At 68.4% G+C, this 24279-nt stretch carries 25 protein-coding genes; 11 read left to right on the top strand and 14 right to left on the bottom strand.

The window, feature by feature from the left end; all coding sequences use genetic code 11:
- Positions 1-11 precede the first annotated feature (11 nt).
- Positions 12-1343 carry a methyltransferase family protein gene (locus LO787_RS13835; RefSeq protein ID WP_232491604.1) on the top strand — a complete coding sequence of 444 codons (1332 nt, stop codon included), beginning with the start codon at positions 12-14 and terminating at the stop codon, positions 1341-1343.
- 212 nt (positions 1344-1555) lie between these two features.
- Here the strand turns inward: LO787_RS13835 and LO787_RS13830 are convergent, their stop codons facing one another.
- Complete coding sequence (locus LO787_RS13830) at positions 1556-2929, bottom strand: glutamate--cysteine ligase (protein WP_232491603.1); 1374 nt, start codon at positions 2927-2929, stop codon at positions 1556-1558.
- 57 nt (positions 2930-2986) lie between these two features.
- Positions 2987-3745, bottom strand: a complete 759-nt coding sequence (locus tag LO787_RS13825; RefSeq protein WP_232491602.1) for a 16S rRNA (uracil(1498)-N(3))-methyltransferase — start codon at positions 3743-3745, stop codon at positions 2987-2989.
- 130 nt (positions 3746-3875) lie between these two features.
- On the opposite strand from LO787_RS13825, the gene ubiA reads away from it, so the two are divergent.
- A complete protein-coding gene (gene ubiA, locus LO787_RS13820; RefSeq protein ID WP_232491601.1) occupies positions 3876-4790 on the top strand; it encodes a 4-hydroxybenzoate octaprenyltransferase in 915 nt (304 codons plus the stop codon).
- A 4-nt stretch (positions 4791-4794) separates the two neighbouring features.
- Here ubiA and LO787_RS13815 read toward each other — a convergent pair whose 3' ends face one another.
- The gene (locus LO787_RS13815; RefSeq protein WP_232491600.1) at positions 4795-5166 is read right to left on the bottom strand and encodes a VOC family protein; all 372 of its coding nucleotides are present in this window, start codon (positions 5164-5166) and stop codon (positions 4795-4797) included.
- A 98-nt stretch (positions 5167-5264) separates the two neighbouring features.
- Between LO787_RS13815 and soxR the strand changes: the two genes are divergently transcribed.
- Positions 5265-5705 (top strand): redox-sensitive transcriptional activator SoxR, encoded by a 441-nt coding sequence (soxR, locus tag LO787_RS13810; protein ID WP_232491599.1) that lies wholly within the window; start codon positions 5265-5267, stop codon positions 5703-5705.
- 126 nt (positions 5706-5831) lie between these two features.
- Here the strand turns inward: soxR and LO787_RS13805 are convergent, their stop codons facing one another.
- The 6 genes from LO787_RS13805 to LO787_RS13780 all read right to left on the bottom strand — a co-directional run bounded on the left by LO787_RS13805 (position 5832) and on the right by LO787_RS13780 (position 12154).
- Positions 5832-6113 carry a BrnA antitoxin family protein gene (locus LO787_RS13805; RefSeq protein ID WP_232491598.1) on the bottom strand — a complete coding sequence of 94 codons (282 nt, stop codon included), beginning with the start codon at positions 6111-6113 and terminating at the stop codon, positions 5832-5834.
- Positions 6076-6372, bottom strand: a complete 297-nt coding sequence (locus LO787_RS13800; protein WP_232491597.1) for a BrnT family toxin — start codon at positions 6370-6372, stop codon at positions 6076-6078. The genes LO787_RS13805 and LO787_RS13800 overlap by 38 nt, the downstream gene beginning before the upstream one ends.
- A 110-nt stretch (positions 6373-6482) precedes the next feature.
- A complete protein-coding gene (gene smc / locus LO787_RS13795) occupies positions 6483-9923 on the bottom strand; it encodes a chromosome segregation protein SMC (RefSeq protein WP_232491596.1) in 3441 nt (1146 codons plus the stop codon).
- 32 nt (positions 9924-9955) lie between these two features.
- Positions 9956-10717 carry a thioredoxin domain-containing protein gene (locus LO787_RS13790; RefSeq protein WP_232491595.1) on the bottom strand — a complete coding sequence of 254 codons (762 nt, stop codon included), beginning with the start codon at positions 10715-10717 and terminating at the stop codon, positions 9956-9958.
- Between the two features lie 121 nt (positions 10718-10838).
- A complete protein-coding gene (locus tag LO787_RS13785) occupies positions 10839-11573 on the bottom strand; it encodes a thioredoxin domain-containing protein (protein WP_232491594.1) in 735 nt (244 codons plus the stop codon).
- A gap of 23 nt (positions 11574-11596) precedes the next feature.
- Entirely contained in the window at positions 11597-12154 is a 558-nt protein-coding gene (locus LO787_RS13780; protein ID WP_232491593.1) for a DUF721 domain-containing protein, read from the bottom strand.
- 29 nt (positions 12155-12183) lie between these two features.
- On the opposite strand from LO787_RS13780, the gene LO787_RS13775 reads away from it, so the two are divergent.
- The 4 genes from LO787_RS13775 to LO787_RS13760 are packed head-to-tail and all read left to right on the top strand — an operon-like array spanning position 12184 to position 15845.
- The gene (locus tag LO787_RS13775; RefSeq protein ID WP_232491592.1) at positions 12184-13239 is read left to right on the top strand and encodes an A/G-specific adenine glycosylase; all 1056 of its coding nucleotides are present in this window, start codon (positions 12184-12186) and stop codon (positions 13237-13239) included.
- On the top strand, positions 13236-14549 hold the full coding sequence (locus LO787_RS13770; protein WP_232491591.1) for a serine hydrolase domain-containing protein: 1314 nt from the start codon (positions 13236-13238) through the stop codon (positions 14547-14549). Before LO787_RS13775 ends, LO787_RS13770 begins: the two co-directional genes overlap by 4 nt.
- Position 14550: 1 nt before the next feature.
- Positions 14551-15441 (top strand): NAD(+) diphosphatase, encoded by an 891-nt coding sequence (nudC, locus tag LO787_RS13765; RefSeq protein WP_232491590.1) that lies wholly within the window; start codon positions 14551-14553, stop codon positions 15439-15441.
- Positions 15438-15845: a DUF1801 domain-containing protein gene (locus tag LO787_RS13760; RefSeq protein ID WP_232491589.1), complete on the top strand. Its 408-nt coding sequence runs from the start codon at positions 15438-15440 to the stop codon at positions 15843-15845. The genes nudC and LO787_RS13760 overlap by 4 nt, the downstream gene beginning before the upstream one ends.
- Before the next feature lie 3 nt (positions 15846-15848).
- On the opposite strand, the gene LO787_RS13755 is transcribed toward LO787_RS13760, so the two are convergent.
- Positions 15849-16244 (bottom strand): DUF1489 family protein, encoded by a 396-nt coding sequence (locus tag LO787_RS13755; protein WP_232491588.1) that lies wholly within the window; start codon positions 16242-16244, stop codon positions 15849-15851.
- Between the two features lie 148 nt (positions 16245-16392).
- Positions 16393-17850 carry a magnesium transporter gene (gene mgtE, locus LO787_RS13750; protein ID WP_232491587.1) on the bottom strand — a complete coding sequence of 486 codons (1458 nt, stop codon included), beginning with the start codon at positions 17848-17850 and terminating at the stop codon, positions 16393-16395.
- Positions 17851-18155: 305 nt separating this feature from the next.
- Between mgtE and LO787_RS13745 the strand changes: the two genes are divergently transcribed.
- From LO787_RS13745 to LO787_RS13735, 3 genes are all read left to right on the top strand, one after another.
- Complete coding sequence (locus tag LO787_RS13745) at positions 18156-18626, top strand: peptidylprolyl isomerase (protein WP_232491586.1); 471 nt, start codon at positions 18156-18158, stop codon at positions 18624-18626.
- Between the two features lie 153 nt (positions 18627-18779).
- Entirely contained in the window at positions 18780-19799 is a 1020-nt protein-coding gene (locus LO787_RS13740) for a L,D-transpeptidase family protein (RefSeq protein ID WP_420847818.1), read from the top strand.
- Positions 19800-20102: 303 nt separating this feature from the next.
- Positions 20103-20585: a hypothetical protein gene (locus LO787_RS13735; protein WP_232491584.1), complete on the top strand. Its 483-nt coding sequence runs from the start codon at positions 20103-20105 to the stop codon at positions 20583-20585.
- Positions 20586-20608: 23 nt separating this feature from the next.
- Here the strand turns inward: LO787_RS13735 and LO787_RS13730 are convergent, their stop codons facing one another.
- Genes LO787_RS13730 through LO787_RS13720 form a run of 3 tightly spaced genes read right to left on the bottom strand, consistent with a single transcriptional unit; the run spans position 20609 to position 22504 of the window.
- Positions 20609-20812 carry a hypothetical protein gene (locus tag LO787_RS13730; RefSeq protein ID WP_232491583.1) on the bottom strand — a complete coding sequence of 68 codons (204 nt, stop codon included), beginning with the start codon at positions 20810-20812 and terminating at the stop codon, positions 20609-20611.
- Positions 20812-21000 carry a DUF4169 family protein gene (locus LO787_RS13725; RefSeq protein ID WP_232491582.1) on the bottom strand — a complete coding sequence of 63 codons (189 nt, stop codon included), beginning with the start codon at positions 20998-21000 and terminating at the stop codon, positions 20812-20814. Before LO787_RS13725 ends, LO787_RS13730 begins: the two co-directional genes overlap by 1 nt.
- 13 nt (positions 21001-21013) lie before the next feature.
- Positions 21014-22504: a helicase HerA domain-containing protein gene (locus LO787_RS13720; RefSeq protein WP_232491581.1), complete on the bottom strand. Its 1491-nt coding sequence runs from the start codon at positions 22502-22504 to the stop codon at positions 21014-21016.
- 181 nt (positions 22505-22685) lie between these two features.
- Between LO787_RS13720 and adh the strand changes: the two genes are divergently transcribed.
- A complete protein-coding gene (adh, locus tag LO787_RS13715; RefSeq protein WP_232491580.1) occupies positions 22686-24206 on the top strand; it encodes an aldehyde dehydrogenase in 1521 nt (506 codons plus the stop codon).
- The last annotated feature ends 73 nt before the right edge of the window (positions 24207-24279 follow it).

Below are 24279 nucleotides of genomic sequence, written 5' to 3'. Positions count from 1 at the left end.
GCCCACGGGCCATGAGCACCGCACCTACACGCCGCCCCGTCAGCGACGTTTCCGCAGGCGTCGGCCTGTCCGGCCTCGCCGCCCTCGTCGCGTGGCTGCTGGTGTGCCGCAACTGGGCCTTCATCGCCGAAGCCCTCGCACTTCCCGGCCCGCGCGCCCCGCTGAGCGGGCCTTACGCCTCGGTCGCGACGCTGTTCTTCACCGGCGCCGCCATGACCGCGTGGTCGCTGCTGGTCGACAAGGTCCACCGCCGACCCTCCACCGGCATCGACTGGAGTCGCCGGAGCAGCGGCACGCTCGACGTCTCGATCACCAAGATCGCGTCGCTCTGGGCGACATGGGCGGCTATCGGGTTCTTCTACTGCGTGTGCCGCTGGTACTGGGACGGGCAGTACCTCTTCGCCATGGAAGTGATCGGTGCGGCGGCGCTGCCGGTCTTCGTGCTCTCGATCCCCTACGTCCTGTGGCTCGACCGGCACCTCGTCAATCCGCGCGATTCGGCATGGCACTTCGGCGCCATGCTGATTGGGCGCGAGGCGTGGGACGCGGAGGAAGTGAAGAAGCACTGGCGCGCATGGGCGATCAAGGGCTTCTTCGGCGCCTTCATGATCTCGATCCTGCCCGGCGGCTTCGCGCGCGTGGTGGGAGCGGACTTCGGCGCCATCATTCACAGCCCGGTCGACCTCGGCGCGCTCACGATCGAGGCGCTGTTCCTCGTCGACGTGCAGATCGGCACCGTCGGCTACCTGTTCACCTTCCGCCCGCTCGACGCGCATATCCGCAGCGGCAATCCGCTGCTAGCGGGCTGGGTGGCGGCGCTGATGTGCTACCCGCCGTTCGTTTGGGGCACCATGGGCCGCGCGGACGTGTTGGGCTACGAGGTCAACACCGGCGGCTGGGCGCACTGGATGGCAGCCTACGACCTCCTCCTGTGGGGCTGGGCGGCGCTGATGGTGGCGCTGACCGCGATCTACGCCTGGGCGACCTTCGCCTTTGGTCTGCGCTTCTCCAACCTCACCTATCGCGGCGTGCTGACCAACGGCCCCTACCGCTTCACCCGCCACCCGGCCTACCTGTCGAAGAACCTGTTCTGGTGGGCCTCCACCCTGCCGTTCCTCGTCACCAACGGTTCGGTGAGCGACGCCGTGCGCAATACGGTGATGCTGGCGGTGGTGAGCGGCATCTACTACTGGCGCGCGCGGACCGAGGAGGCGCACCTGCTGGCCGAGGACGCCAAGTACCGCGAGTACCATGCGTGGATGGCGGAGAATGCGCTGATCACGCGGGCGTTCTCTAAGCTGGGCGAGCGGTTGAGGCCGGTGCAGGTGCAGGCAGCGGAGTGAAGACGGAATAAAGGGAAGTTCTGGGGCCCCTTCGACAAGCTCAGGACTCCCAGACCCCCGCACTGTCGTCGCAGCACGCGCAGCAGCCTCGGGTCAAATTGCGCCGCAGGCTTTACTCGGTCTTCCGGCTCACCGTCTTGCATCAGGATGCGTCGCGCGCGCCGTAGACGTTTCACGGGGTGCAGGGGTGGTAAACCCCTGCCTCAATCCCTTCAGAACGTCTTCAACGCATAGACCTTCGACAGATCCCCGCCCCACTCGCCATTATACAGGTCGAGCAGGCGCTGTGCCGGAACCTTGCCAGTCTTCACGATCTCCGCCAGCGGTTCGAGGTAGCCGGTCTCGTTGTCGCCCGCCGAGTTCAGGCGGCCGCGTGCGGCGAGGCCCGAGCGGGCGATGTCGACGACTTCGCCAGCGATGTCGCGCAGGGTGCCGCCACCGGGGATCGGGGCATCGAGGCCCAGCTTGGGCGCGGCGGAGCGCAGGGCTTCGCGGCCTTCCATGTCCCAGCCTTTGACCAGATCCCATGCCGCGTCGAGCGCGCCCCGATCGTAGAGCAGGCCGACCCACAGCGCGGGCAGGGCGCAGATGCGGCCCCACGGCCCGCCGTCGGCGCCGCGCATTTCGAGGAAGGACTTGAGCCGCACTTCGGGGAAGGCGGTGGAGAGGTGGTCTTGCCAGTCCGACATGCGGGGCTTCTCGCCGGGCAGGACGGACAGTTCGCCCTTGAGGAAGTCGCGGAAGGAGAGGCCGGCGGCGTCGATGTACTTGCCGTCGCGGAACACGAAGTACATCGGCACGTCCAGCATGTACTCGACGTAGCGTTCGTAGCCGAAGCCTTCTTCGAACACGAAGGGCAGCATGCCGGTGCGGTGCGGATCGGTGTCCGACCAGATGTGGCTGCGGTACGAGAGGTAGCCGTTGGGCTTGCCCTCGGTGAAGGGCGAGTTCGCGAAGAGCGCCGTCGCCAGCGGCTGCAGCGCCAGCGAGGTGCGGAACTTCTGCGCCATGTCGGCTTCGCTCGAATAGTCGAGGTTCACCTGGATGGTGCAGGTGCGCAGCATCATGTCGAGGCCCAGCGAGCCGACGCGCGGCATGTGGTTGAGCATGATGCCGTAGCGGCCCTTGGGCATGATCGGCAGTTCTGCGCGGGTCTTGTCCGGCCACATGCCGAGGCCGAGGTAGGCCTTGCCCAGCTTCTCGCCGACCTGCTTCACTTCCTTGAGGTGACGCCCGGTCTCGGCGCAGGTCTGGTGCAGGTTTTCGAGCGGCGCGCCCGAGAGTTCGAGTTGTCCGGCGGGTTCGAGGCTGACGTTGCCGTCCGCGCCCTTGAGCGCGATGACGTTCCCGCCTTCCTCGATCGGCTTCCAGCCGAACTGGGTCAGTTCGTCGAGCAGGTCGCGGATGCCGCCGGGCTCGTCGTAGGACGGAGCGTGGTGGTCCGTGATGTCGTAGACGAACTTTTCGTGCTCGGTGCCGATACGCCACGCCTCGCGCGGCTTTTCGCCCGCGGCCATCGGCTCGGCGAGTTGATCCAGCGTCTCGATGACCGGATCTTCGCGATCCGAAACCTCACGGGTGCTCATGGGCGCGGAATTAGTGCGCCGCGCAGGACCGCGCCAGAACTTTTTGTACCGATCAGTTTATTGTTCGCCCAATGTCCAGTCCCCGGACACCGCCATCCAAAGTGCAGTGGCGGAAATGCAGGCGGTTTCGGCCCTGAGGATGCGCGGGCCGAGGGTGATCGCGCGGGCGCTGGGATGGGCACGGATGAGGGCACGCTCGTCCTCGTCGAAGCCGCCTTCGGGGCCGACCAGCAGCGCGGCGGGGCCAGGATGTGCGGCGAAGGCGGCGGCGGCGGGCGCGCCGCCCTGCTCGTCGGCGAAGAACAGGGCGCGGTCCTCGGGCCAGTCGCGCAGCAGGGCGTCCAGCTTGGAGGGAGCCTCCACCCGGGGGAGGGCGGTGCGGGCGCACTGCTCGGCAGCTTCGGTGACGATGGTCAGCGCGCGTTCGGGGTTGAGCTTGTCGGCCACGCAGCGCCGGGTGACGACCGGCTGGACCGCCGCGACGCCAAGCTCGGTCGCCTTTTCCAGCACAAGATCGAAGTTCGGCTTCTTGAGCAGCGCGGCGCAGAGCACGAAGTCCGGCACCTCCTCGCGCGGGCGCAGGCGGGTGCGGACGGTGAGCACGACATCGCGCTTTCCGGCGGAGACGACCTCGCAGGCCCATTCGCCGGTCTCGTCGTCGCAGGCGATCACCGCGTCGCCCGGCCCAACGCGCATGACCTTGCCCAGATAATGCGCCTGCTGCCCCTCCAGCGCGATCTGGCCGTCTTCGACCAGCGGACCGGGAACGAACAGGCGCGGCGCGGAGCGGGGCGGCCAGGCGGGGGTTGCGGGCATATTCAGCGGTGTCCTCAGGGTCTTGCGCCCTTGTCGCGCCTCGCCTCGCCGGATGCAACGGCGCTTGCACTGTGTTCACCAGACACGTTCTGGCATGACAGGGCGCGCACAATGCACTACTCATCGCGCGATGATCGAACCTTCGCTCGTCCCTGACAGCCAGCACCGCGGATTGGTGTCGATGCTGCCGCAGCCGTTTCGCGATTTCGCGATGCTGGCGCGATTCGATCGCCCGATCGGTTGGTGGCTGCTGTTCTGGCCCTGCGTCTGGGGCGTGATGCTGGCGGGCGGCGAACGCCGCTGGAGCCTCATCGCATGGTTCCTGATCGGCTCCATCGTCATGCGCGGCGCGGGCTGCGTGCTCAACGACATCGTCGATGCCGACCTCGATCGCCGCGTCGCACGCACGGCCAAGCGCCCGGTCGCCAGCGGCCGCGTCAGCAAGAGCGCGGCCTGGGCCTGGCTGCTGATGCTCTGCGCCATCGGGCTCGTCGTGCTGTTCCAGCTGCGTCAGGAGGCGCAACTGGTGGCGCTGGGCAGCGTCGCGCTGGTCGCGGCCTACCCTTTCATGAAGCGCATCACCTGGTGGCCGCAGGCGTGGCTGGGCATGGTCTTCACCTGGGGCGCGCTGGTCGGCTGGGTGGAGATCCGCGGCGACCATCTGGAAGCGCTGGCGGCGCTCTATCTCGGCTCGATCGCGTGGTGCATCGGCTACGATACGATCTACGCGATCCAGGATATCGAGGATGACGCCATCGTCGGCATCCGCTCCTCCGCCCGCCGCCTCGGCGCGCGGGTGAAGAGCGGTGTCGCGGGTTTCTATGCGCTGGCGCTGGCGTTCTGGGCGCTGGCGTTCTGGGCGATGCGGCCAGACTGGGTGGCGCTCGTCGCGCTGGTGCCGATGGCGCTGCACCTCGGCTTCCAGGTGGTGACGCTCGACCCGCGCGACGGCGAGAATGCGCTCGCCCGCTTCCGGGCCAACCGCGACGCCGGGCTGGTCATGGCGCTGGCCTGCTGGGTCGTCGGCAACGCCGGAATAATCTGAGGCATCATTCGTAGCTGACCAGCTCGAATTCGATGCCGTCCCAGTCGAAGAAGTAGAACCGCCGCCCCGGCTCGTAGTCGGCATGGGCGAAGGGCTCCAGCCCGGCGTCGATCACCACGCGTTCCGCCGCATCCAGATCCTCGACCACCAGCCCGACGTGGTTGAGCGGCGTGCCCTTGCGGAAGCGGTCACGCTCCCGCCGGTCGGTGTAGACCGCGATGTAGCTGAAATCCCCTCCGACGTGGATCGTCTCGCCGCCGTTCAGCGCGGGCCCGCGCCAGCGTTCGTGCCAGCCGAGCAGATCCTGCAGCAATGCAGACGAGCGCTCGATGTCGCTGACGGTGATGTTGGCATGTTCGAGGCGGCCCTGGGCCATTCTTCTGTCTCCTGCGTCACCGGCGAATCAGCCGGCTTGGCAAAAGTGCAACCTCAACCTAACTTGAGATCAAGCGCTTTCGGACGGAGGACAGCCGCGTGGTTGCGGACCGCTTCATCACCATCGGCGAACTGGCTCGACGCACCGGCGTCGCCGTCTCGGCGATCCGCTTCTACGAGGAGAAGCGCCTGCTCCAGAGCCTGCGGACCAGCGGCAACCAGCGTCGCTTCCTGCGTTCCGATATCCGCCGCGTCAGCTTCATCCTGATCGCCCAGAAGCTGGGCCTCGCGCTGGCGGAGATCGAGCGTGAACTGGCGGACCTGCCGATGGGCCGCACGCCGACGCTGGCCGACTGGGAGCGCATCAGTCGCTCCATGCGCAAGTCCATCGACGAGAAGATCGCGCTGCTCGAACTCACCCGCCGCAAGCTCGACGAATGCATCGGCTGCGGCTGTCTCAGCCTGACGAAATGCCGCCTCTACAACGCCGAGGACGCGGCAGGCGCGCAGGGACCGGGGCCGCGCTTCGTGCTGGGCTAGATCTGGACCTTCGTTCTGACACCCAGTTCGTCATTGCGAGCGTAGCGAAGCAATCCAGCGTCGGCTCGCGACGCTGGATTGCTTCGCTACGCTCGCAATGACGATTCAAGGCGCTGTCATCCCGCTTCAGATCCCCAGCGCCTTGCGCAGTTCGGCATTGATGCGCGACTGCCAGCCCTTGCCGGTGGCGCGAAACCCCTCGATCACGTCGGGGTCGAGCCGCAGCGTGACCTGCTTCTTGGGATTGGGCGAGGCGGGGCGGCCGAGCGACTTGAGGGTGCCGGACGCAGGCCGGATCAGCTGGTCGCCCTTGTAGATGGCGGCCATGCGGAACATTTCCTCGGTCCATTCGACGTCGTCGTCGTCCGGGTCAATCCAGGGTTCGGAAGCGGGCTTGGTGTTCGTCATGATGTGCATGCCTCATCGTGATGATGCGACGGCTACCGTCGCGCGGCGTCCAGACAAGCGATACGCGCCTGCCATGGAGAAATCCGAACACGCGGTAACGTATCTCTCCGTAGTCCTTGCGATCATCGACGATCTGGATGTGCGTGTCTTCGAACACGAGATGCGCGTCGGCGAGGTCAAGCCCGCGCTCCTGCAGTATCTTCGTTCGCTTGCACGCATCGAAAGTGACCTTCGTCGGATCGATGTCTTCGTCCTGCATCGGTCGCCCGCCGGCCTCGTCGATTGGATTGGGGCGACGAGATATGCGGCCGGAACTAGGCGGAGCCAGTTAATTTTATGTAACTACAAAAACCCCGGACGTCAACGCTGCTACACCGCCGCTGCCAGCAGTTCCTCCGCGCCGCCGAGATCCACGCTGACGAGGCGGGAGACGCCCTTTTCGACCATGGTCACGCCGAACAGGCGGTGCATGCGGCTCATCGTCACGGCATTGTGGGTGACGACAAGGTAGCGCGTGTCCGTTTCCTTCGTCATCGCTTCGAGGAGGTCGCAGAAGCGCTCGATATTGGCGTCATCGAGCGGTGCATCGACTTCGTCGAGCACGCAGATCGGGGCGGGGTTGGTCAGGAACAGGCCAAAGATCAGCGCCACCGCCGTCAGCGCCTGCTCGCCGCCCGACAGCAGCGTCAGCGACTGCAGGCGCTTGCCCGGCGGCTGGGCGTAGATTTCGAGGCCGGCTTCCAGCGGATCGTCCGAATCGACGAGTGCGAGGTGGGCCTGCCCGCCCTGGAACAGCCGGGTGAACAGGCGGCGGAAGTGGCCGTCGACCGCCTCGAAAGCCGCGCGCAGGCGCTCGCGGCCTTCGCGGTTGAGGTTGCCGATGGAGCCGCGCAGGCGGTTCACCGCTTCTGTCAATTCGGCCTTCTCGGTGACGCTGACGCCCAGCTGCGCCTCGGCTTCGGCGAGTTCGTCGGCGGCGACGAGGTTGACCGGGCCAATCCGCTCGCGGTCGGCGGTCAGGCGGTCCATCCCCGCGCCCTCTGCTTCTGCGCTGCTGACGTCGGCAGCAGCGAAGTCGAAGCGTTCGGGCAGGACCGGTGGCGGGCAGTGGAAGCGCTCGCCCGAAAGGCGGTTCATCTCGACCCGGCGCGAGTCCTCGTGCTCGGCGCGGGCGGTGGCCCCGGCGCGGCCTTCGCGGGCGGCGGCGAGGGTTTCCTGCGCGGCGGACAGCGCGGCATCCGCCTGCTTCGCGGCATCGGCGGCACCGGTCACGGCGGCCTCGGCCTTGGACAATTCCTCGCCCAGTCGCACGCGGATCGCTTCGCCCTGCTCGATCTGCGCCATCAGCGAGGCGGGCTTGGCGGCGACGATGGTGCGTTCGGTCTCGATCTCCTCCAGCCGCCCGGCCATCTGCGCGAGGCGATTGGCGGCATCGCCCGAGCGGGCCTGCCAGCCGCGGATGTCGGCGCGCTGCGCGGTCGTGCGTTCGCGCGCGACGGCCAGTGCCTGATCGTGGCCCGCGAGCGCGGCCATGGCGTGCTGGAGGGTCGAGCGCGCTTCGCCGTTGCGCTCCTGCGCGGCCTGCAGTTCGGCGCGGCCGGTGGCGGGATCGGGCAGGGCGTCGCGCTTCGCCTCGGCGGCGGCGACTTCGGCGTCGATCCCGGCGCGCTGTTCGGCCCCTTCGGCGAGCGCGGTGTCGAGTTCGGCGCGGCGGGCCTGCTGGCGGGCGCGGGCGTCCTCGGCCTGATCGACGGCGCGCAGGGCGCTGCGCTCGGCCTCGGCAGCGGCGGCGATGGCGCGCTCGGCGGCGATCACGCGCGAGGAGAGATCGGCCAGTTCCTGCTGCACGGCGGCCTGCCGCGCCTCGGCGGCGGAGACGGCTTCACGCAGGGGAGGCAGTTTCGCGTCGAGTTCGGCGAAGCGGTTCTCCGCCTCCAGCCGCGCGGCCTCGGCAGCGCCTTCGCCCCGTGCGACGAAGCCGTCCCAGCGCCGCAGCACGCCCGTGCGGGTGACGAGCCATTCGCCGGGCTTCAGGGCGCGGCCATCGTCCTCGTCGATGACATGGACGAGCGCGAGGCGGGCCGCGAGTTCGGGCGGGCCTTCGAGCACATGGGCGGCGAGGCTGTCGGCGACGGGCGCGGGAGCTTCGGCCCCGGTCCAGAAGCGGCCGTCGGCATCTTTGGGCGCACCCAGTGGAGCCTTGGCGTCGCGGCCCAGAACGGCAGCGACGGCGCGTTCGTAGCCGGGGGCGGCCCGCACTGCGTCGATGGCGACCGGCAGCCCATGCGCGGCCTTGGCGCCCTTGGCGCGGGCCTCGCGGTCGCGCACAAGGGCGGCGTGTTCGCGTTCGATGCCGGTGAGGTCGGCGCGCGCGCCCGCCAGCGCCGAGGCGGCGGCGTCGCGATCGGCTTGGAGCGCGGTCTTTCGCGCCTGCATCTCCTCCAGACCTTCGCGCGAGCGGGCGAGGGCGGCGGTCGCGTCCCCGGCCTTGCCGCGCGCGGTAGCGATGGCGGCATCGAGGTCGCCGAGGTCGGGCAGGGCCGCGACTTGCGCCTCGATCCGGGCGACGTCCAGGGCGGCGCGGACCTGCCGCCCGCGCGCCTGCGTCAGTTCGGCTTCGGCGATGCGCCATTCCGCCTCGACGCCCGCCTGCTTGGCGGTGGCCTGCGCGAGATCGAGTTCGGCGGCGCGGCTGGCCTGTTCGGCGCCGTCCACGGTGTTGGCGAAGCGCGGGCGCAGCGCCTCGTCGGCGGCGAGCTGCTTCTCGCCCTCGGCCAGTTCGCGTTCGAGGCGGGCGAGCGCCTCGGCGGCGTCGCGGGTCAGGCGGTCGGCGTCGCGGCGGTCTTCCTCCAGCCGCACGCGCTGGCGTTCGAGGTCGGCAAGGCGCTGCTCGGCGGCTTCGAGCTGGCTGGTGAGCGTCGCCATGCGGTGCCCCTGCGCATTGGCATCGTCGCGCCGGTCGGCCAGTTCGTCGCGGGCTGCGGCGAGCGCTTCGGCGGCGGCGGCCTGCTGGGCCTGTGCCTCGACGGCGAGGGACTGGGCCAGCGTGACGCGCTGTTCGGCGGCCTGCGCATCCTTGCGGGCGGCATCGGCAGCGGCGGCGGCATCGCGCCAGCGGGCGAAGACGACGCGGGCTTCGGCAAGGCGGATCTGGTCGGTGAGCGCGCGGTAGCGCTCCGCCGCCTTGGCCTGACGGCGCAGCGTGCCCACCTGCTTGTCGAGGCTCGCCATGATGTCGTCGAGGCGGGCGAGGTTCGTCTCGGTCGCCCGCAGGCGCTGCTCGGCATCCTTGCGGCGGACGTGAAGGCCCGCGATGCCCGCCGCTTCTTCCAGCATGGCGCGGCGTTCGGCGGGCTTGGCGGCGATGACGGCGGCGATGCGGCCCTGGCTGACGAGCGCCGGGCTGTGCGCGCCGGTGGCGGCATCGGCGAAGGTCAGCGCCACGTCCTTGGCGCGCACGTCACGTCCGTTGATGCGGTAGGCGCTGCCCGCGCCGCGTTCGATCCGGCGCACGACTTCGAGTTCGTCGCGCACGCCTTCGGGATTGGGCGCGGTGTCGGCCTTGAGCACGACTTCGGCGAAGGAGCGGGGCGGGCGTTTGTCCGTCCCCGCGAAGATCACGTCCTCCATCCCGCCGCCGCGCATCGACTTGGGCGAGCTTTCGCCCATGACCCAGCGGATCGCTTCGAGGAGGTTGGACTTGCCGCAGCCGTTGGGGCCGACGACGCCGGTCAGGCCCGGGTCGATGCGCAGTTCCGCCGGCTCTACGAAGCTCTTGAAGCCGCTCAGTTTGAGCCGGTGGATGCGCATCGGGTCAGGTGTTCACAGGAAGGCGTTCGCGCTCAGCGCGCGCCCGCTTCCTTCAGCTTGGGCTCCAGTTCCTTCCAGCCCATCGAGCCGACGTTGTTGCCGTTGATGAGGAAGGTCGGGGTGCCGGTGATGTTGAACTGCTCGGTGCCCTTCTGGGTCTGGTCGGCGAGCGCGCGGGCCTTGGCGGTGTCGGCAAGGCAGGCGGCGGCCTGATCGCGGGCGATCCCGCGCGAGGCGAAGAACTCGGTCATGCCCGCCACTTCGGCGAAGGCGGGAAGCTGCTTGTCCTTGGGCAGCGCGTCGATCGCGGCAAGCTGGCTCTTGTCGGCGGCCTGCAGCTTCTCGAACATGTTCGGCTGCCAGGCCCAGAACTGCTCGCTCAACGGGATCACCGCCTCGGTCGAGCCGCAGGTGGCGAGGAGCGATGCCGGGACGTCCAGCGCGTTCAGCATGAAGTAGCGCAGTTCGTAGCTGACGCGGCCGCTGGCGACGTAGTCGTCACGCAGGCTCTCGAAACTTTCCTTGGCGAATTCGGCGCAGTGCGAGCAGCTGAGTGCGCCATATTCGATGAGCTTGATCGGCGCTTCGGGGTTGCCGATGCGGTAGCCGCCCTCGGGCGTCTTGACGATCGTGTCGGCCCAGGCCTTGCCGGCGGGTGCGGCGACCTTGGGGAGCGCTGCGCCGGCGGTCGGCCCGGCGGTGGTCTCGTCCTTCTTGCCGCAGGCGGCGAGGCCGAGGGCCAGCGGGGCGACCAGCAGGCCGAGCGTGATCGAGCGGAAACGGGTGCGGGTCATCGGGACGAATCCTTCGTGTGGATTGAAGACAGGGCTAGCCCATGGGGCCGGGAAAACGAAGCAGGGAAGGCCGGGTTTCCGCCCGGTCTTCCACAGTCTCAGATACGGTTCGAAGCCGAAATCAGATGTTTCCGGCGCGCTGCTGGGCCTGTTTTTCGGTGATCGCCTTCTGCACCGTCGCCCAGTCGTGCCCGTCGAGCAGCTGGCCGTTGAGCGTGAAGCTGGGGGTGCCCTGCAGGTTCAGCGCCTGGATGTCGGTCTGCTGGCCGCGCAGCTTGTCGAGCATCGCGGTATCGGCGAGGCACTGGTCGGCCTGCGAGCGCGACAGGCCCCACGCCGCCACGGTGTCGTAGAAGCCGAGGTCGCTGGAGATGGCGCGCATGCGGGCGGGCAGTTCGCCCTGATACCAGCGCTCCTGCTGCTCGCGATTGGCGGCCTGCGCCTTGGCGAGCCACTTTTCCTGCGAGGCGAAGAAGGCGTTGTGGCGCACGAAGAAGCGCTTCGGATCGCCGCAGTTGGTCAGCATCGCCACGGTGAGGTCCAGCGGGTTGCGCAGGAAGTTCGTCACCGTGATCGAGATCTGCCCCTTGGGGATCATCGTCAGGCGCAGGACCGGCTCCGATTCCTTCACGAAGTGGGCGCAGTGCGGGCAGGTGTAGCTGACGTATTCGACCAGCTTGAGCGGCGCTTCGGGGTTGCCGATGCGGTGGCTGCCGTTGGCGGTGGTGCCGATGTTCGCGCCCCAGTTGGAGCTTGTGGCAGGCAATCCCTTCTTCGGCGCGCTCTTGGGAGCGGCGGCGATGCTGAGCACGGCGCAGGCGGCGAGCGCCACAGCGCGAAAGGTGGTTTGGGTCATTACGGGTCTTCCTGCCACGGGTATCACTGGTCCTTTGCGCCCATGCTGCGCGCGAGCGATTCGAGCACCGCGCGAAGCTCGGGATCACCGATGTCGCGCAGCGATTCGCCAAGTTCGAACGGCACCGGCTTCAGCGAAGGCGGCGCGGCAGGGCGCGCCTGCGTGGAGGCGGGCGCCTTAACCTCGCCTTGCCGGAGTTTCACCTTGGCGACGGCGTTGTAGCCGAAGAAGCGGTTCACCCGCTCGACGATCTCCGGGATCACATGCTGGATCATCGGCGCGTGCGCGGGCACGACGACGAGCTGGAGGATGCCGTCGCTTTTCTCGCCGGGGGGGAAGCGGATCGATTCCGGGGAGCAGACCCGGGCGTGGCGGGCGCCGACGATCTCGGGCCAGCGCGACACCACGCTCGACTGCACGAAGCCGAAGCGGCGGAACGCCGTGCGGCCCACCTCGGGCATGAGATCCGATATCTGGCGCGCCTGTCCGCCGCGCGGGCGCTCGTACTGGCGCAGGCCGGGGCTCTTGCCCGACTTGCGTGGTTTCGTGTCGCCCGGTTGTTTGCCGCTATTCCGTTCCATTGTCGGCGATCCAATGCCATAGCGCTCGCATGGACGCCAGTTCGGATACTGCAATCGCAGCACTGCTGCTCGACTGGTACGATGCCCATGCCCGCGACCTGCCGTGGCGGGCGAAACCCGGCGCCCCCGCGCCCGATCCCTACCGCGTGTGGATGTCCGAGGTCATGCTTCAGCAGACCACGGTTGCGGCGGTGAAGGATTACTTCGCCGCGTTCACCGCGCGCTGGCCCACCGTGGACGCGCTGGCGGCAGCGGCGGACGAGGACGTCATGGCCGCATGGGCGGGGCTCGGTTATTACGCCCGCGCCCGCAACCTGCTGGCCTGCGCCCGCGAGGTCGCGCGGCAGGGCGGGCGGTTTCCCGATACCGAGGAGGGCCTGCGCGCGCTGCCGGGGCTGGGAGCCTATACCGCCGCCGCGGTCGCCGCGATCGCCTTCGGGCGGCGCGCGGTGGTGGTGGACGCCAATGTCGAGCGCGTGGTCTCGCGCCTCTTCGCCATCGACGCGCCGCTGCCGGGATCGCGCCCCGAAATCCGCAACTGGGCCGACACGATCACGCCGGACCGCCGCGCGGGCGACTTTGCGCAGGCGATGATGGACCTTGGCGCGACGGTCTGCACATCGCGCGGGCCCCGCTGTCTGCTCTGCCCCATCGCCAGCGCCTGCGCCGCGCGGGCGACCGGCGATCCGGCGCGCTTTCCAGTCAAGACGGCTAAGAAGGCCAAGGCGGTCCGGCAGGGCCGCGCCTTCTGGATCGAGCGCGACGGAGAGGAAGTCTGGCTCGTCCGCCGCCCCGGCACCGGTATGCTCGGCGGGATGCGCGCGCTTCCCGACGACGGCTGGGCAGCACGCGCCGATGGTTCCGGAAAGGGGCCGCTGTCCGGGCCGTGGGAGAGCGCCGGGAAAGTCGGCCACGTCTTCACGCACTTCGCGCTGGAGCTGAACCTCTCGGTCTACCTCGGCGAGCAGATCGACGGACTGGGCGAGGGCGAATGGTGGCCGCTCGACCGGCTGGACGAGGCGGGCCTGCCGACGCTGTTCGCCAAGGCGGCGCGGCTGGCCTTGGCGGAACGGGAGGACGCATGATCGACCGGCCCAGCATCGACAGGATCGGTGCGGCGCTCGACCGGCGGATGCTGCTGCGGATGGGCGCGGCGGCGGGGCTGGGCGCAATGCTGCCCCGGCTGGCATGGGCGGCGGAGCAGCGCGAGATCATGCCCAGGGTCCGGGCTCTGGTGGAGCGCTGGGTGGGGCCGGGCAAGTTTCCCGGCATGGTCGCCTCGCTCGGCCTGCCGGGGCGCGATCCGCAATTCGTCGCGCGCGGGTCCGAGGGTTTCACCGATGCCGATGCGGTCACGCCCGACAGCCTGTTTCGCATCTATTCGATGACCAAGCCGGTCACGGCGATGGCGGCGATGCAGCTGATCGATCAGGGCAGGCTGGCGCTCGACCAGCCGGTTCATGACGTGCTGCCGCAGTTTCGCGAGATGATGGTGCAGGACGTCTACGACGGCTCCGTCACCGCGCTGCACAAGGCGCCCCGGCCGATGACCATGCGCCATCTGGTCACGCATACGTCGGGCCTTGGCTACACGATCATCCAGAACGGGCCGATCCGCGCATTGATGCAGGGCAAGGGCCTCGTCCCCGGTCAGGTCAGCCGCCTCGTCGCGCCGGGGCTAGACTGGGGGACATCGGTCAAGGGGCTGGACCATTTCGCCGAGCGGCTGGCGCAAGTGCCGCTGGTTGCCGATCCGGGCACGCGCTGGAGTTATTCCATGGGGCTCGACCTGATGGGCCGGGTGATCGAGGTGGTGAGCGGCAGGCCCTTCGACGCCTACCTTCAAGACACCATCTTCGGCCCCGCCGGGATGACGAGCACATGGTTTCAGGTGCCCGGTGCCGAGGCGCACCGCCTGACCACCAACTACGTGGCGGTGGGCGAAGTGCTGGCGCCCATCGACGAGGGCGCGACCTCGATCTACCTCGACAGGCCCGCGTTCCCGTTCGGCGGGGCTGGCCTCGTCAGCAGCCCGCGCGACTACGACAGGTTCCTCAGGATGCTGGCGCAGGGCGGCACGATCGACGGGGTGCGCGTGCTGGGCGAAGCCGCGGTGCGGATGGGCACGTCGAACCTGCTTCCCCCCGGCGTCTCCATGCCCGAGAGCTTCGGCGGCCCCAGCGGTTTCGGCGCAGGCGGCCGTGTGGGGCAGGGGGTGGAGAGCGGACTTTACGGCTGGTCTGGCGCGGCGGGGACGGTGGGCATGGTCGACATGATCCACGGGCTTCGCTCGCAGATCTTCGTGCAGTTCATGCCGCCCGATGCGCTCGACCTGCTGCCCGAGTTCCAGACGGCCCTGAAGGCCGACGTGACCGCGATCCTGGAGAAACCCTGACGTGCTGCTTGCTGCCCCGAAACCTCCGATAGCCTTCGCCGGATCGCACATCGACCGCGCCGACCACATTCGCGGCAATCCCGACGCGATCGCGGCGCTGATGGGGCCAGCCGCCCGCCTGTTGCGGCTCGACGGGCTGGACCCGGTGATGGGGCCGGAGGGCGGGCTCGAATGGGGCTCGCTGGCCGAAGCGTCGCAGGATGCGGAACTGCTTTTCCTCGGCCTCGACGGGGAGCGCGGCTGCTTCGCGCAAGTGCTGCCCGGCATCCCCGCCGCCGGAGCGCCGAGCTGGAATGCGATGAACGCGCTGGAGCCGCAGGAACTGGCGGCCTACGGCGGCGCCCGCGCGCTCGTCGGCTGGCATTCGCGGCACCGCTTCTGCGCCGTCTGCGGATCGCCCACAGTGCTCGCCAAGGGCGGCTGGCAGCGCTCCTGCACCGGCTGCGGCGCCGAGCATTTCCCCCGCGTCGATCCCGTCACGATCATGACCGTCGAGCACGACGGCAGGCTGCTCCTCGGCCGCCAGCCGCGCTTTCCGGCGCACCGCTACTCCGCGCTCGCAGGCTTCGTCGAGCCGGGCGAAACCATCGAGGAAGCCGTCGCGCGCGAGGTCTTCGAGGAAGCGGGCGTGCGCGTGCGGGACGTGGAATACGTCGCCAGCCAGCCCTGGCCGTTCCCGTCCTCGCTGATGATCGGCTGCCACGCCTATGCCGACGACCCGGCCATCGTCATCGACGAGACCGAGCTTGAGGACGTGCGCTGGTTCACCCGCGAGGAATGCGTGGACGCGCTGGAAGCGGTGGCGGTGGGCGACATGGGCCGCGCCTTCGGAGCGCCGCCGAAGCACGCGGTCGCGCACGTCCTGCTGCGCTGGTGGGTGGAGCGGGGATGACCGGGCCGAAGCTGCTCTCCGGGGGCAACCCGCAGATACCCAAGGGCGACGGCGATGCGCCGGTGCAGGCCTATATCGCCGCGATGCCCGGCTGGAAGCGCCGCGTCGGCGAAGCGATCGACGCCATCGTCACGCGCACGGTGCCGCAAGTGCGCAAGGCGGTGAAGTGGAACACCCCGCTCTACGGCATGGCAGAGCGTGAGTGGTTCCTCGGCTTCCATTGCTTCGACCGCTATGTGAAGGTGACGTTCTTCAAGGGCATGTCGCTCGATCCGGTGCCGCCGGAAAAGTCGAAGCAGGCCGAAGTGCGCTACTTCCACATCCATGAGGACGACGCGATCGACGAGGCCGCCTTTGCCGAATGGGTCAGGCAGGCGAGCGTGCTGCCCGGCGCGCGGATGTAGGGTTCAGACCAGCCCCAGCTTCGCCAGTTCGCGGGCCAGCTTGGGCGGCATGGCGTCGCCCGCGCTCTCGCCCTCTTCCAGATCGCGGGGGGCGTCCTCGTCGGTGAGGTAGCGCCAGCCCTGGTGGGCGCGCTTGGGCTTGGTCTGGACGGGGATCAGGCGCGGCTCCAGCCGGATGTGCCAGCGACCGTCGGGGCGCTGGTCGAACCCGAGGATGGGCGAGCGGCCGATCAGCGCATGCTCGAAGATCCAGTAGAGCGAGCCGCCGATCATCTCCTCGTGCCGCTTGGGCAGGTAGCGCGTGGTCATCAGCGCCTCATCCGGGTGGCTTTCCAGCCACGCACGCAGCGAGGCGGGGCTTTCGGCGGAAAAGGCGATCTTGGTCATGTTCAGCGGCATGACGGAAAGATAGTCACTTCCGGCAGGGCATGAAAGGTCGGGCCTTGGGCTTCGTCATTGCGAGCGCAGCGAAGCAATCCACGGTCGGCCCACGACGCTGGATTGCTTCGCTGCGCTCGCAATGACGAAAGGGTTGGGGTCGGGCCCCTCAGGCCAGACCCGTCAGCACCGCCAGCCCGAGGAACGAGAAGAAGCCCATCGTATCGGTCGCCGTCGTCACGAACACGGCGGAGGAGACCGCCGGATCGACGTTGAACCTGTCCAGCGTCAGCGGCACGAGGATGCCCATCAGCCCCGCGACGAGATTGTTGATGACCATGGCCGAGGCGATCACCGCGCCGAGCAGCGGGTTGCCGAAGATCAGCCATGTCCCGATGCCGATCAGCAGGCCGAGCGCGGTGCCGTTGGCTATCGCGATGCGCAGTTCGCGCAGGATCATGCGCACGGTGTTCGAATCGGTGAGCTGGTTCGTGGCGATGGCGCGCACGGCCACGGCCAGCGTCTGCGTGCCCGCGTTGCCGCCCATGCCCGAGACGATCGGCATCAGCACCGCCAGCAGCGCGAACCGCGTGATCGCGCCCTGGAACAGCCCGACGACAGAGGCCGCCAGCATCGCCGTGGCAAGGTTCACCACCAGCCAGGTCAGGCGCGCGCGCACGGTCAGCAGGATCGGCTCGTTGATGTCGCCGTCGCCTGCACCGGACAGCAGCAGGGCGTCCTCACCCGCTTCTTCCTGAATGATGTGGACGATGTCGTCGACCGTGATCTGGCCGATCAGGCGGCCGGAGGTATCCACCACCGCCGCCGAGATCAGCGCGTATTTCTGGAAGCGCAGCGCGACTTCCTCCTGATCCATGTCGACCGGGATCAGCGTCTGGTCGCGCGCCATGACGTCGTAGAGCGGGATGTTGCGCGGCGTGCGCAGGATCCACGAGAGCGAGCAGGTGCCGATCGGGCGGTGCATCGGATCGACGATGAACACTTCCCAGAACTCGGTCGGCAGCTCGCGATGTTCGCGCAGGAAATCGATGAGATCGCCCACCGTCATCGATTCGTGAACCGCGACGAAATCGCGGCTCATCAGTCGACCGGCGGACTCCTCTGGATAGGACAGCGCCGATTCGATGGCGGCGCGGTCTTCCGGCTCCATCTCGGCGAGGACGGCCTGCTGGTCCTCCTCGTCGAGATCCTCCAGCATCGCGACGGCGTCGTCGGTGTCGAGCTGCTCGGCGATTTCCGCGACTACGTCGGCGGGCAGCGCTTCGACCAGCGCCTCGCGGACCCAGTCGTTCAGCTCGGCGATGACTTCCACGCCCATGAGGTCGCGGATCGCGCTGGCGAGGGTAAGGCGCTCGCGCTCGTCGATCAGCTCGAACAGGTCGGCGATGTCGGCGGGGTGCAGCCCTTCGACAAGGTCGTAGACCCGGTCGGTGTCCTCGTCGTCGAGCGCGTCCTTAACGTTGCGCACGAACTCGGGCTTGAGGCGGTTGTCCTCGTCGAGCGAATCGGATTCGGACGCTGCCTGCCCCGACACTGGCACGTCTTCGGCGCGCAGGGTGTCCTGCGCTTCGTCTGCCGGGTCGTGCTTGAGGTCCGTTTCGCTCATCCGGGCCGGTCTACGCAGCTATCTCGCAATTGCAACAGGGGGCGGCGTGGTTTCTCTGTCGCCTTGAACATCAAAAAAGAGTTTCGTCATTGCGAGCGTAGCGAAGCAATCCAGCACAGCGCCTTGACGCTGGATTGCTTCGCTACGCTCGCAATGACGAAGGGGGACATACTGGTTCGAAGTCCCCGGTGGCTGGGCGCGCCGGAACGCGCCTACGCTCCCCGCGTGACATTGCCGCACCATCGCCTATATCGGGCGCCAAAGTTTCCCGGCGCGGTCACGCGTCGGCCTTATGGAGACAGGCAATGGCTGACGAATTCCTCACCCTCACGCTCGACACCGGCAACGGCGAAGGCGGCGACGTCAAGATCAAGCTGCGCCCCGACCTCGCCCCCGGCCACGTCGAGCGCATCAAGGAACTGGCCACCGAAGGCTTCTACGACGGCGTGAAGTTCCATCGCGTGATCCCCGGCTTCATGGCGCAGGGCGGCTGCCCCAACGGCACCGGCATGGGCGGTTCGTCCAAGCCCGACCTGAAGGCCGAGTTCAACGCCGAGCCGCACGTCCGCGGCGTGTGCTCGATGGCCCGCACCAGCGCGCCGCACTCGGCGAACAGCCAGTTCTTCATCGTGTTCGACGACGCGACCTTCCTCGACAAGCAGTACACCGTCTGGGGCCAGGTCGTCGAAGGCATGGAACTCGTCGACGCGCTGCCCAAGGGCGAGCCGCCGCGCGAGCCGGGCAAGATCGTCAAGGCGACGGTCAGCGAAGGCTGAAAAGTCCCGTAACGGTACAAGCAAAGGGCGGCTCGCAAGGGCCGCCCTTTTCGTTTGGGCACCTTTCGCGGTTTCCGCGCGTTTTCAACGCAACAGAACCATAACGAAGGGTGCCGCTTGAAACGCCTTGTCCCCCTCAGCCTGTCCTGCTTCGTGCTGCTGGCCTCCTGCGGCCCGCATGAGGAAGCGAAGGCTCCCGCGAAGACCGTCGACACGCTGGCCTTCGCCAATGCCCCCGGCGGCGGCGAGACCGAGTCCGCCGACAGCCTCGTCATGCGCGCGCAGGTCGCGCTCGATCAGGCGGGCTTCTCGCCCGGCGTGATCGACGGGAACGAGGGGCAGTCCTACAAGCTGGCGCTCGGCGGCTTCCAGGCGGCGCGCGGCCTGCCCGAGACCGGGCAGCTCGACCCGGCGACGCAGCAGGCACTGTTCGGCGGGCGCAACGTTCCGGCGACCCGGCAGGTGGTGATCCCCGCCGCCTTCGCGCGCGGGCCGTTCGTGCCGGGGCTGCCGAAGAAGATCTCCGGGCAGGCCGAATTCGACCACCTCGGCTACCGCTCGATGACCGAGGCGCTGGCCGAGCGGTTCCACACCACGCCCGATGCGCTCGTCGCCCTGAACGGGCCCGGCACGCGGCTGGCGGCGGGCCGCACCATCCGCGTCCCCGCGATTGCCAACGTCCCCGTCGCCACCATCGAAGGGGACGAGCGCGGCTGGTCGGACACGCTCCAGCGCCTCGGCGTCGCGGGCGACCAGCCCACGGCGGAGCGCATCGTCGTCGACAAGTCGGAAGGGACGCTCCGGGTCTACGACGGCAAGGACAAGCTGGTCGCGCAGTTCCCGGTGACGACGGGCAGCGGCCACGATCCGCTGCCGCTCGGCCAGTGGGAGATCAAGGGCACCTCGCGCAATCCGGACTACCAGTACGACCCGGACCTGTTCTGGGACGCCAATCCCAACGACAAGGCCAAGCGCCTCGCCCCCGGCCCGAACGGTCCCGTCGGCGTGGTGTGGATCGACCTGTCCAAGGAGCACTACGGCATCCACGGCACGCCCGAGCCGCAGAACATCGGCCACACCGAAAGCCACGGCTGCGTGCGGCTGACGAACTGGGACGCGGCGCGGCTTGCGCAGATGGTGCATTCCGGGACGGTGGTGGTGTTCGAGGCGTGAGGGCGCTGCCGTCGTCCCGGACTTGATCCGGGACCGCTGGCCGTAGCCAGCCCAGCTATGCTTATGATCCGGAAGCAAGGCGCTACCCCCTGCCATTCGTCATTGCGAGCGCAGCGAAGCAATCCACCGGCGCGGGCCGACCATGGATTGCTTCGCTGCGCTCGCAATGACGAACGGCGGGCACCCCAAACCCGACCAGCCGAGTCCTTAACGGGGCAGGGCGAATCCACCCCTCTTGTTCCCCGCAGGCCCGGAATCTAGCCGATTCCCATCGTTTCCAAAGGATGCAGGGAGCCCCCACCCATGAAGATCCGCCTCGCCGCCCTCGCGGCCACCCTCGGCGTCATCGCCGCCACTCCGGCGACCGCCGCCACCGTCACCGCCGAAGCCAACGTCGCCCGCTCGGAAGGCAGCTGGGGCGGCGAACTCGCCGTCGGCGTGCCGATCATCCAGGACGGCGGCTTCTCGATCACCCCGGCTGCCGGCGTGTTCTTCCACAAGCGCGACCATGACGGCTACTACGAGGACAACTCGCAGTGCTTCCGCCGCTCGGACGACGAGCAGGTCGGCGACGGCAAGTGCGACGATTCCGGGACCAAGATCTTCGGCAAGGTCGAGGCGATGTACAAGCTGCCGATGTCGCTCGCCTTCGGCCTCGGCGCGCGCTTCATCGGCAACGACCTGCGCGCATACGGCACCGCCGCGATGCCGCTGGCGCCCTTCGTCGACGCCAAGGTCAACGTCGGCGACCACTACCTTGCGGCGGGCTTCCAGGCGAAGTTCTGAGGCAAAGACCCTCGGGCCAGAACTCAGCCCTCAAGCAAGTCCACGTAAGCCACCACATCGTTGTCGGTGGCGATGAACAGGCCGTCCTGCACGTCCTCGCTCTGGAGCGAGGCGATGCGCATGGCTTCGGAGAGGGGGCCGTAGAAAAGCGTGTTCGCCGCGCCGCCCTCGGCACCCCCGTCGAGGTGGTAGAGGCGCACGCTGGCGTCTTCGTAGGTCGTGCGCATCAGTCGTTCCGGTCCGTATCGCGCTTGGCGCCGTCAAGGGTGCGCTCGGTGCGCTTCTGTTCGGCCTTGGTGCCGTTCAGTGCATCCCTGGTGAGCCCGTGTTTCGCACGGTTTTGAGCCGCTTTCGCCTTGTCGGCGGCACGGTCGCGGGCCTTGCGGGCCATGCGCAGGTTGATGATCTCGGCCATGACGGCGGCGGTTTTACGCCTCTATCGGTGCGGTTGTCACGCCCAGATCGGGCAGCCCGACCGAGCGCTTGCCCGAGAAGTCGGTACGCACGACGAGCAGCCCGTCCTTCTCCAGATAATCGAGCAGGCGCTGCACCCGGCGCGGGCTGCTGGTGCCGTAGATCCGGGCAAGATCCATGTCGTCAGGGCACGGTTTTCCGTCGATCGCGGCCCGGGCGATGACGTAGAACGTCGCCAGCGCATCGTCGGGAACGTGCTTGGAAAGATTGATGAGATCCTCCCACCGCGGATCGTCGGGATCGGTGATCCCGGCCAGCGCGGCTGCGAATCCCCGGCGGAACATCGTCGCGTCCAGCCCCCGGACGGAGATGCCCTTCATGCGGCAGCGGATCGTGAAATCCTGGAACAGCGTGGTCGCGGACTGGAACGTGCAGTCCGGTTCGTCGGCCATGGCGTTCATGATCTCGATCATCGCCGCGCGGCTTTCCTCGGCGCCGGGCTCGTTGCGCTCCCGCTCGCGCTCCCTCTCCCGCGCCTGCGCGGTGGTGGGTTCGAGCAGTTCGTTGGCGGCGATGCGGCGCGCGAGCGTCTCGGCATCGTCCGTCACCCGGGGCGCGGGGCGCGGGAATTCGGGGCGTTCCGGCTCGACGTGGAGGTTCTCGTGGAGCAGTTCGCGCAGTTCGTCGGTGGTCGCGGTCGGCAGCGGCGCGAGGCCCGGCGTGACCGACTTCGCGCCGGTCTGGACCGTGCCCACGCTCACCGAGACCGGGCGGCGCGCGATGGCGGGGCCGAGGCCAAGGAACTGCCCGCGCCCGAGATCGCGGATCGCTTCTGCCTGACGCCGCTCCATGCCGAGAAGGTCGGCGGCGCGGATCATGTCGATGTCGAGGAAAGTGCGCCCCATCAGGAAGTTGCTGGCTTCCGCCGCGACGTTCTTGGCGAGCTTGGCCAGCCGCTGGGTGGCGATCACGCCCGCCAGACCGCGCTTGCGCCCACGGCACATGAGGTTGGTCATCGCCGCAAGGCTGACGCGGCGGGCTTCTTCGGATACCTCACCGGCGGCGGCGGGGGCGAACATCTGCGCCTCGTCCACCACGACCAGCGCGGGATACCACTGCTCGCGCGGGGCATCGAACAGGGCGTTGAGGAACTGCGCCGCGCACTTCATCTGCTGGTCGATTTCCAGCTCGTCGAGGGCGAGGACCACCGATGCGCGGTGCTGGCGGATACGCGCGCCGAGCCGGGCGATCTCCGCCTCTCCGTAGGCCGATCCGTCAATCACGACATGGCCGAATTCCTCGGCCAGCGAGACGAAATCGCCTTCGGGGTCGATGACGACCTGCTGGACGATGGAAGCGCTTTCCTCAAGAATGCGGCGCAGCAGGTGCGACTTGCCGGACCCGGAATTGCCCTGCACCAGCAGGCGGGTCGCCAAGAGTTCCTTGATGTCGATCTCTACCGGCTCGCCGCGTTCCGCGGTGCCGATGACGATGTTCGCGCTCACGCCATGGCTCCTGCCAAAGCGGGGTGGGCGGAGGCAAGCGGGGGGAGGGGGTTATCCAGAGATTGCGCCCTGCGCGCCGCCCCCAACTCCTCCATCGTCCCAAGGTACTATTGGCGCTCCGCCCCCATCGGCCCACACTGACCGACGAGACCCTGAAGGGGGTCAGGTTCGGAGATTTGGGATGCTGGAACAGGCGCTTGGCAAGTTCTCGGGTGAGTCGCTCATCCGCGAGACGTTCGACAATTTCATCGGCGGCAAGTGGGTCGCGCCGGTAAAGGGGCAGTACTTCGACAACGTGTCGCCCGTTACCGGGCAGGTGGTGTGCCGCGTCGCGCGCGGTACGGCGGAAGACATCGAGCTGGCGCTGGACGCCGCCCATGCCGCCAGGGCCGCATGGGGCAAGGCATCGCCCATCGAGCGTTCCAACACGCTGCTCAAGATCGCCGACCGGCTGGAGGCCAACCTCGACCGGCTGGCCCTCGTCGAGACGATCGACAACGGCAAGCCGATCCGCGAGACGACCGCCGCCGACATTCCCCTCGCCATCGACCACTTCCGCTACTTCGCGGGCGTGCTGCGGGCGCAGGAAGGCTCGATCGCCGAGATCGACCATGACACCGTCGCCTACCACTTCCACGAACCGCTGGGCGTCGTCGGCCAGATCATTCCGTGGAACTTCCCGATCCTGATGGCCGCGTGGAAGCTGGCCCCGGCGCTGGCGGCGGGCAACTGCGTGGTGCTCAAGCCCGCTGAGCAGACGCCGATGTCGATCCTGGTGCTGGCCGAGACCATCGCCGACCTGCTGCCGCCGGGCGTACTCAACATCGTCAACGGCTTCGGTATCGAGGCAGGCAAGCCGCTCGCCACCAACAAGCGCATCGCCAAGATCGCGTTCACCGGCGAGACGACCACCGGCCGCCTCATCATGCAGTACGCCTCGGAAAACCTGATCCCCTGCACGCTGGAACTGGGCGGCAAGAGCCCGAACATCTTCTTCGCCGACGTGATGGCGCAGGATGACGACTTCCTCGACAAGGCGCTGGAAGGCTTCACCATGTTCGCGCTCAATCAGGGTGAGGTCTGCACCTGCCCGAGCCGTGCGCTGGTGCACGAATCGATCTACGACGCCTTCATCGAGAAGGCGATCGCGCGGGTCGAGGCGATCAAGCTGGGCAGCCCGCTCGACCCGTCGACGATGATCGGCGCGCAGGCGTCGAACGACCAGCTGGAGAAGATCCTCAGCTACATCCAGATCGGCCGCGACGAGGGCGCGAAGGTGCTGACCGGCGGCGAGCGCGCGAGCCATGACGGCGAGCTTTCGCAGGGCTACTACGTGCAGCCGACCGTGCTGGAAGGCCACAACAAGATGCGCGTCTTCCAGGAGGAGATCTTCGGCCCGGTGCTCGCGGTGACGAAGTTCTCGACCGACGAGGAGGCGCTGGAGATCGCCAACGACACGCTCTACGGCCTCGGCGCCGGCGTATGGACCCGCGACGGGACGCGCGCCTATCGCTTCGGGCGCGGCATCCAGGCCGGTCGCGTGTGGACCAACTGCTACCACGCCTATCCCGCCCACGCGGCCTTCGGCGGCTACAAGCAGTCGGGCATCGGCCGCGAGACGCATAAGATGATGCTGGACCACTACCAGCAGACCAAGAACCTGCTCGTCAGCTACAGTCCGAAGAAGCTCGGCTTCTTCTGATGGCGCCACCCGTGGTCATTGCGAGGCATTTCCGGTGCGTCATGGCGCGGGATTGCTGCGGCCCTGCGGGCCT

It is taken from the genome of Novosphingobium kaempferiae, assembly GCF_021227995.1.
Classification (GTDB): Bacteria; Pseudomonadota; Alphaproteobacteria; order Sphingomonadales; family Sphingomonadaceae; genus Novosphingobium; species Novosphingobium kaempferiae.
The sequence above is the reverse complement of the archived record's forward strand: the minus strand, read 5'-3'. Positions and strand labels throughout refer to the sequence as shown.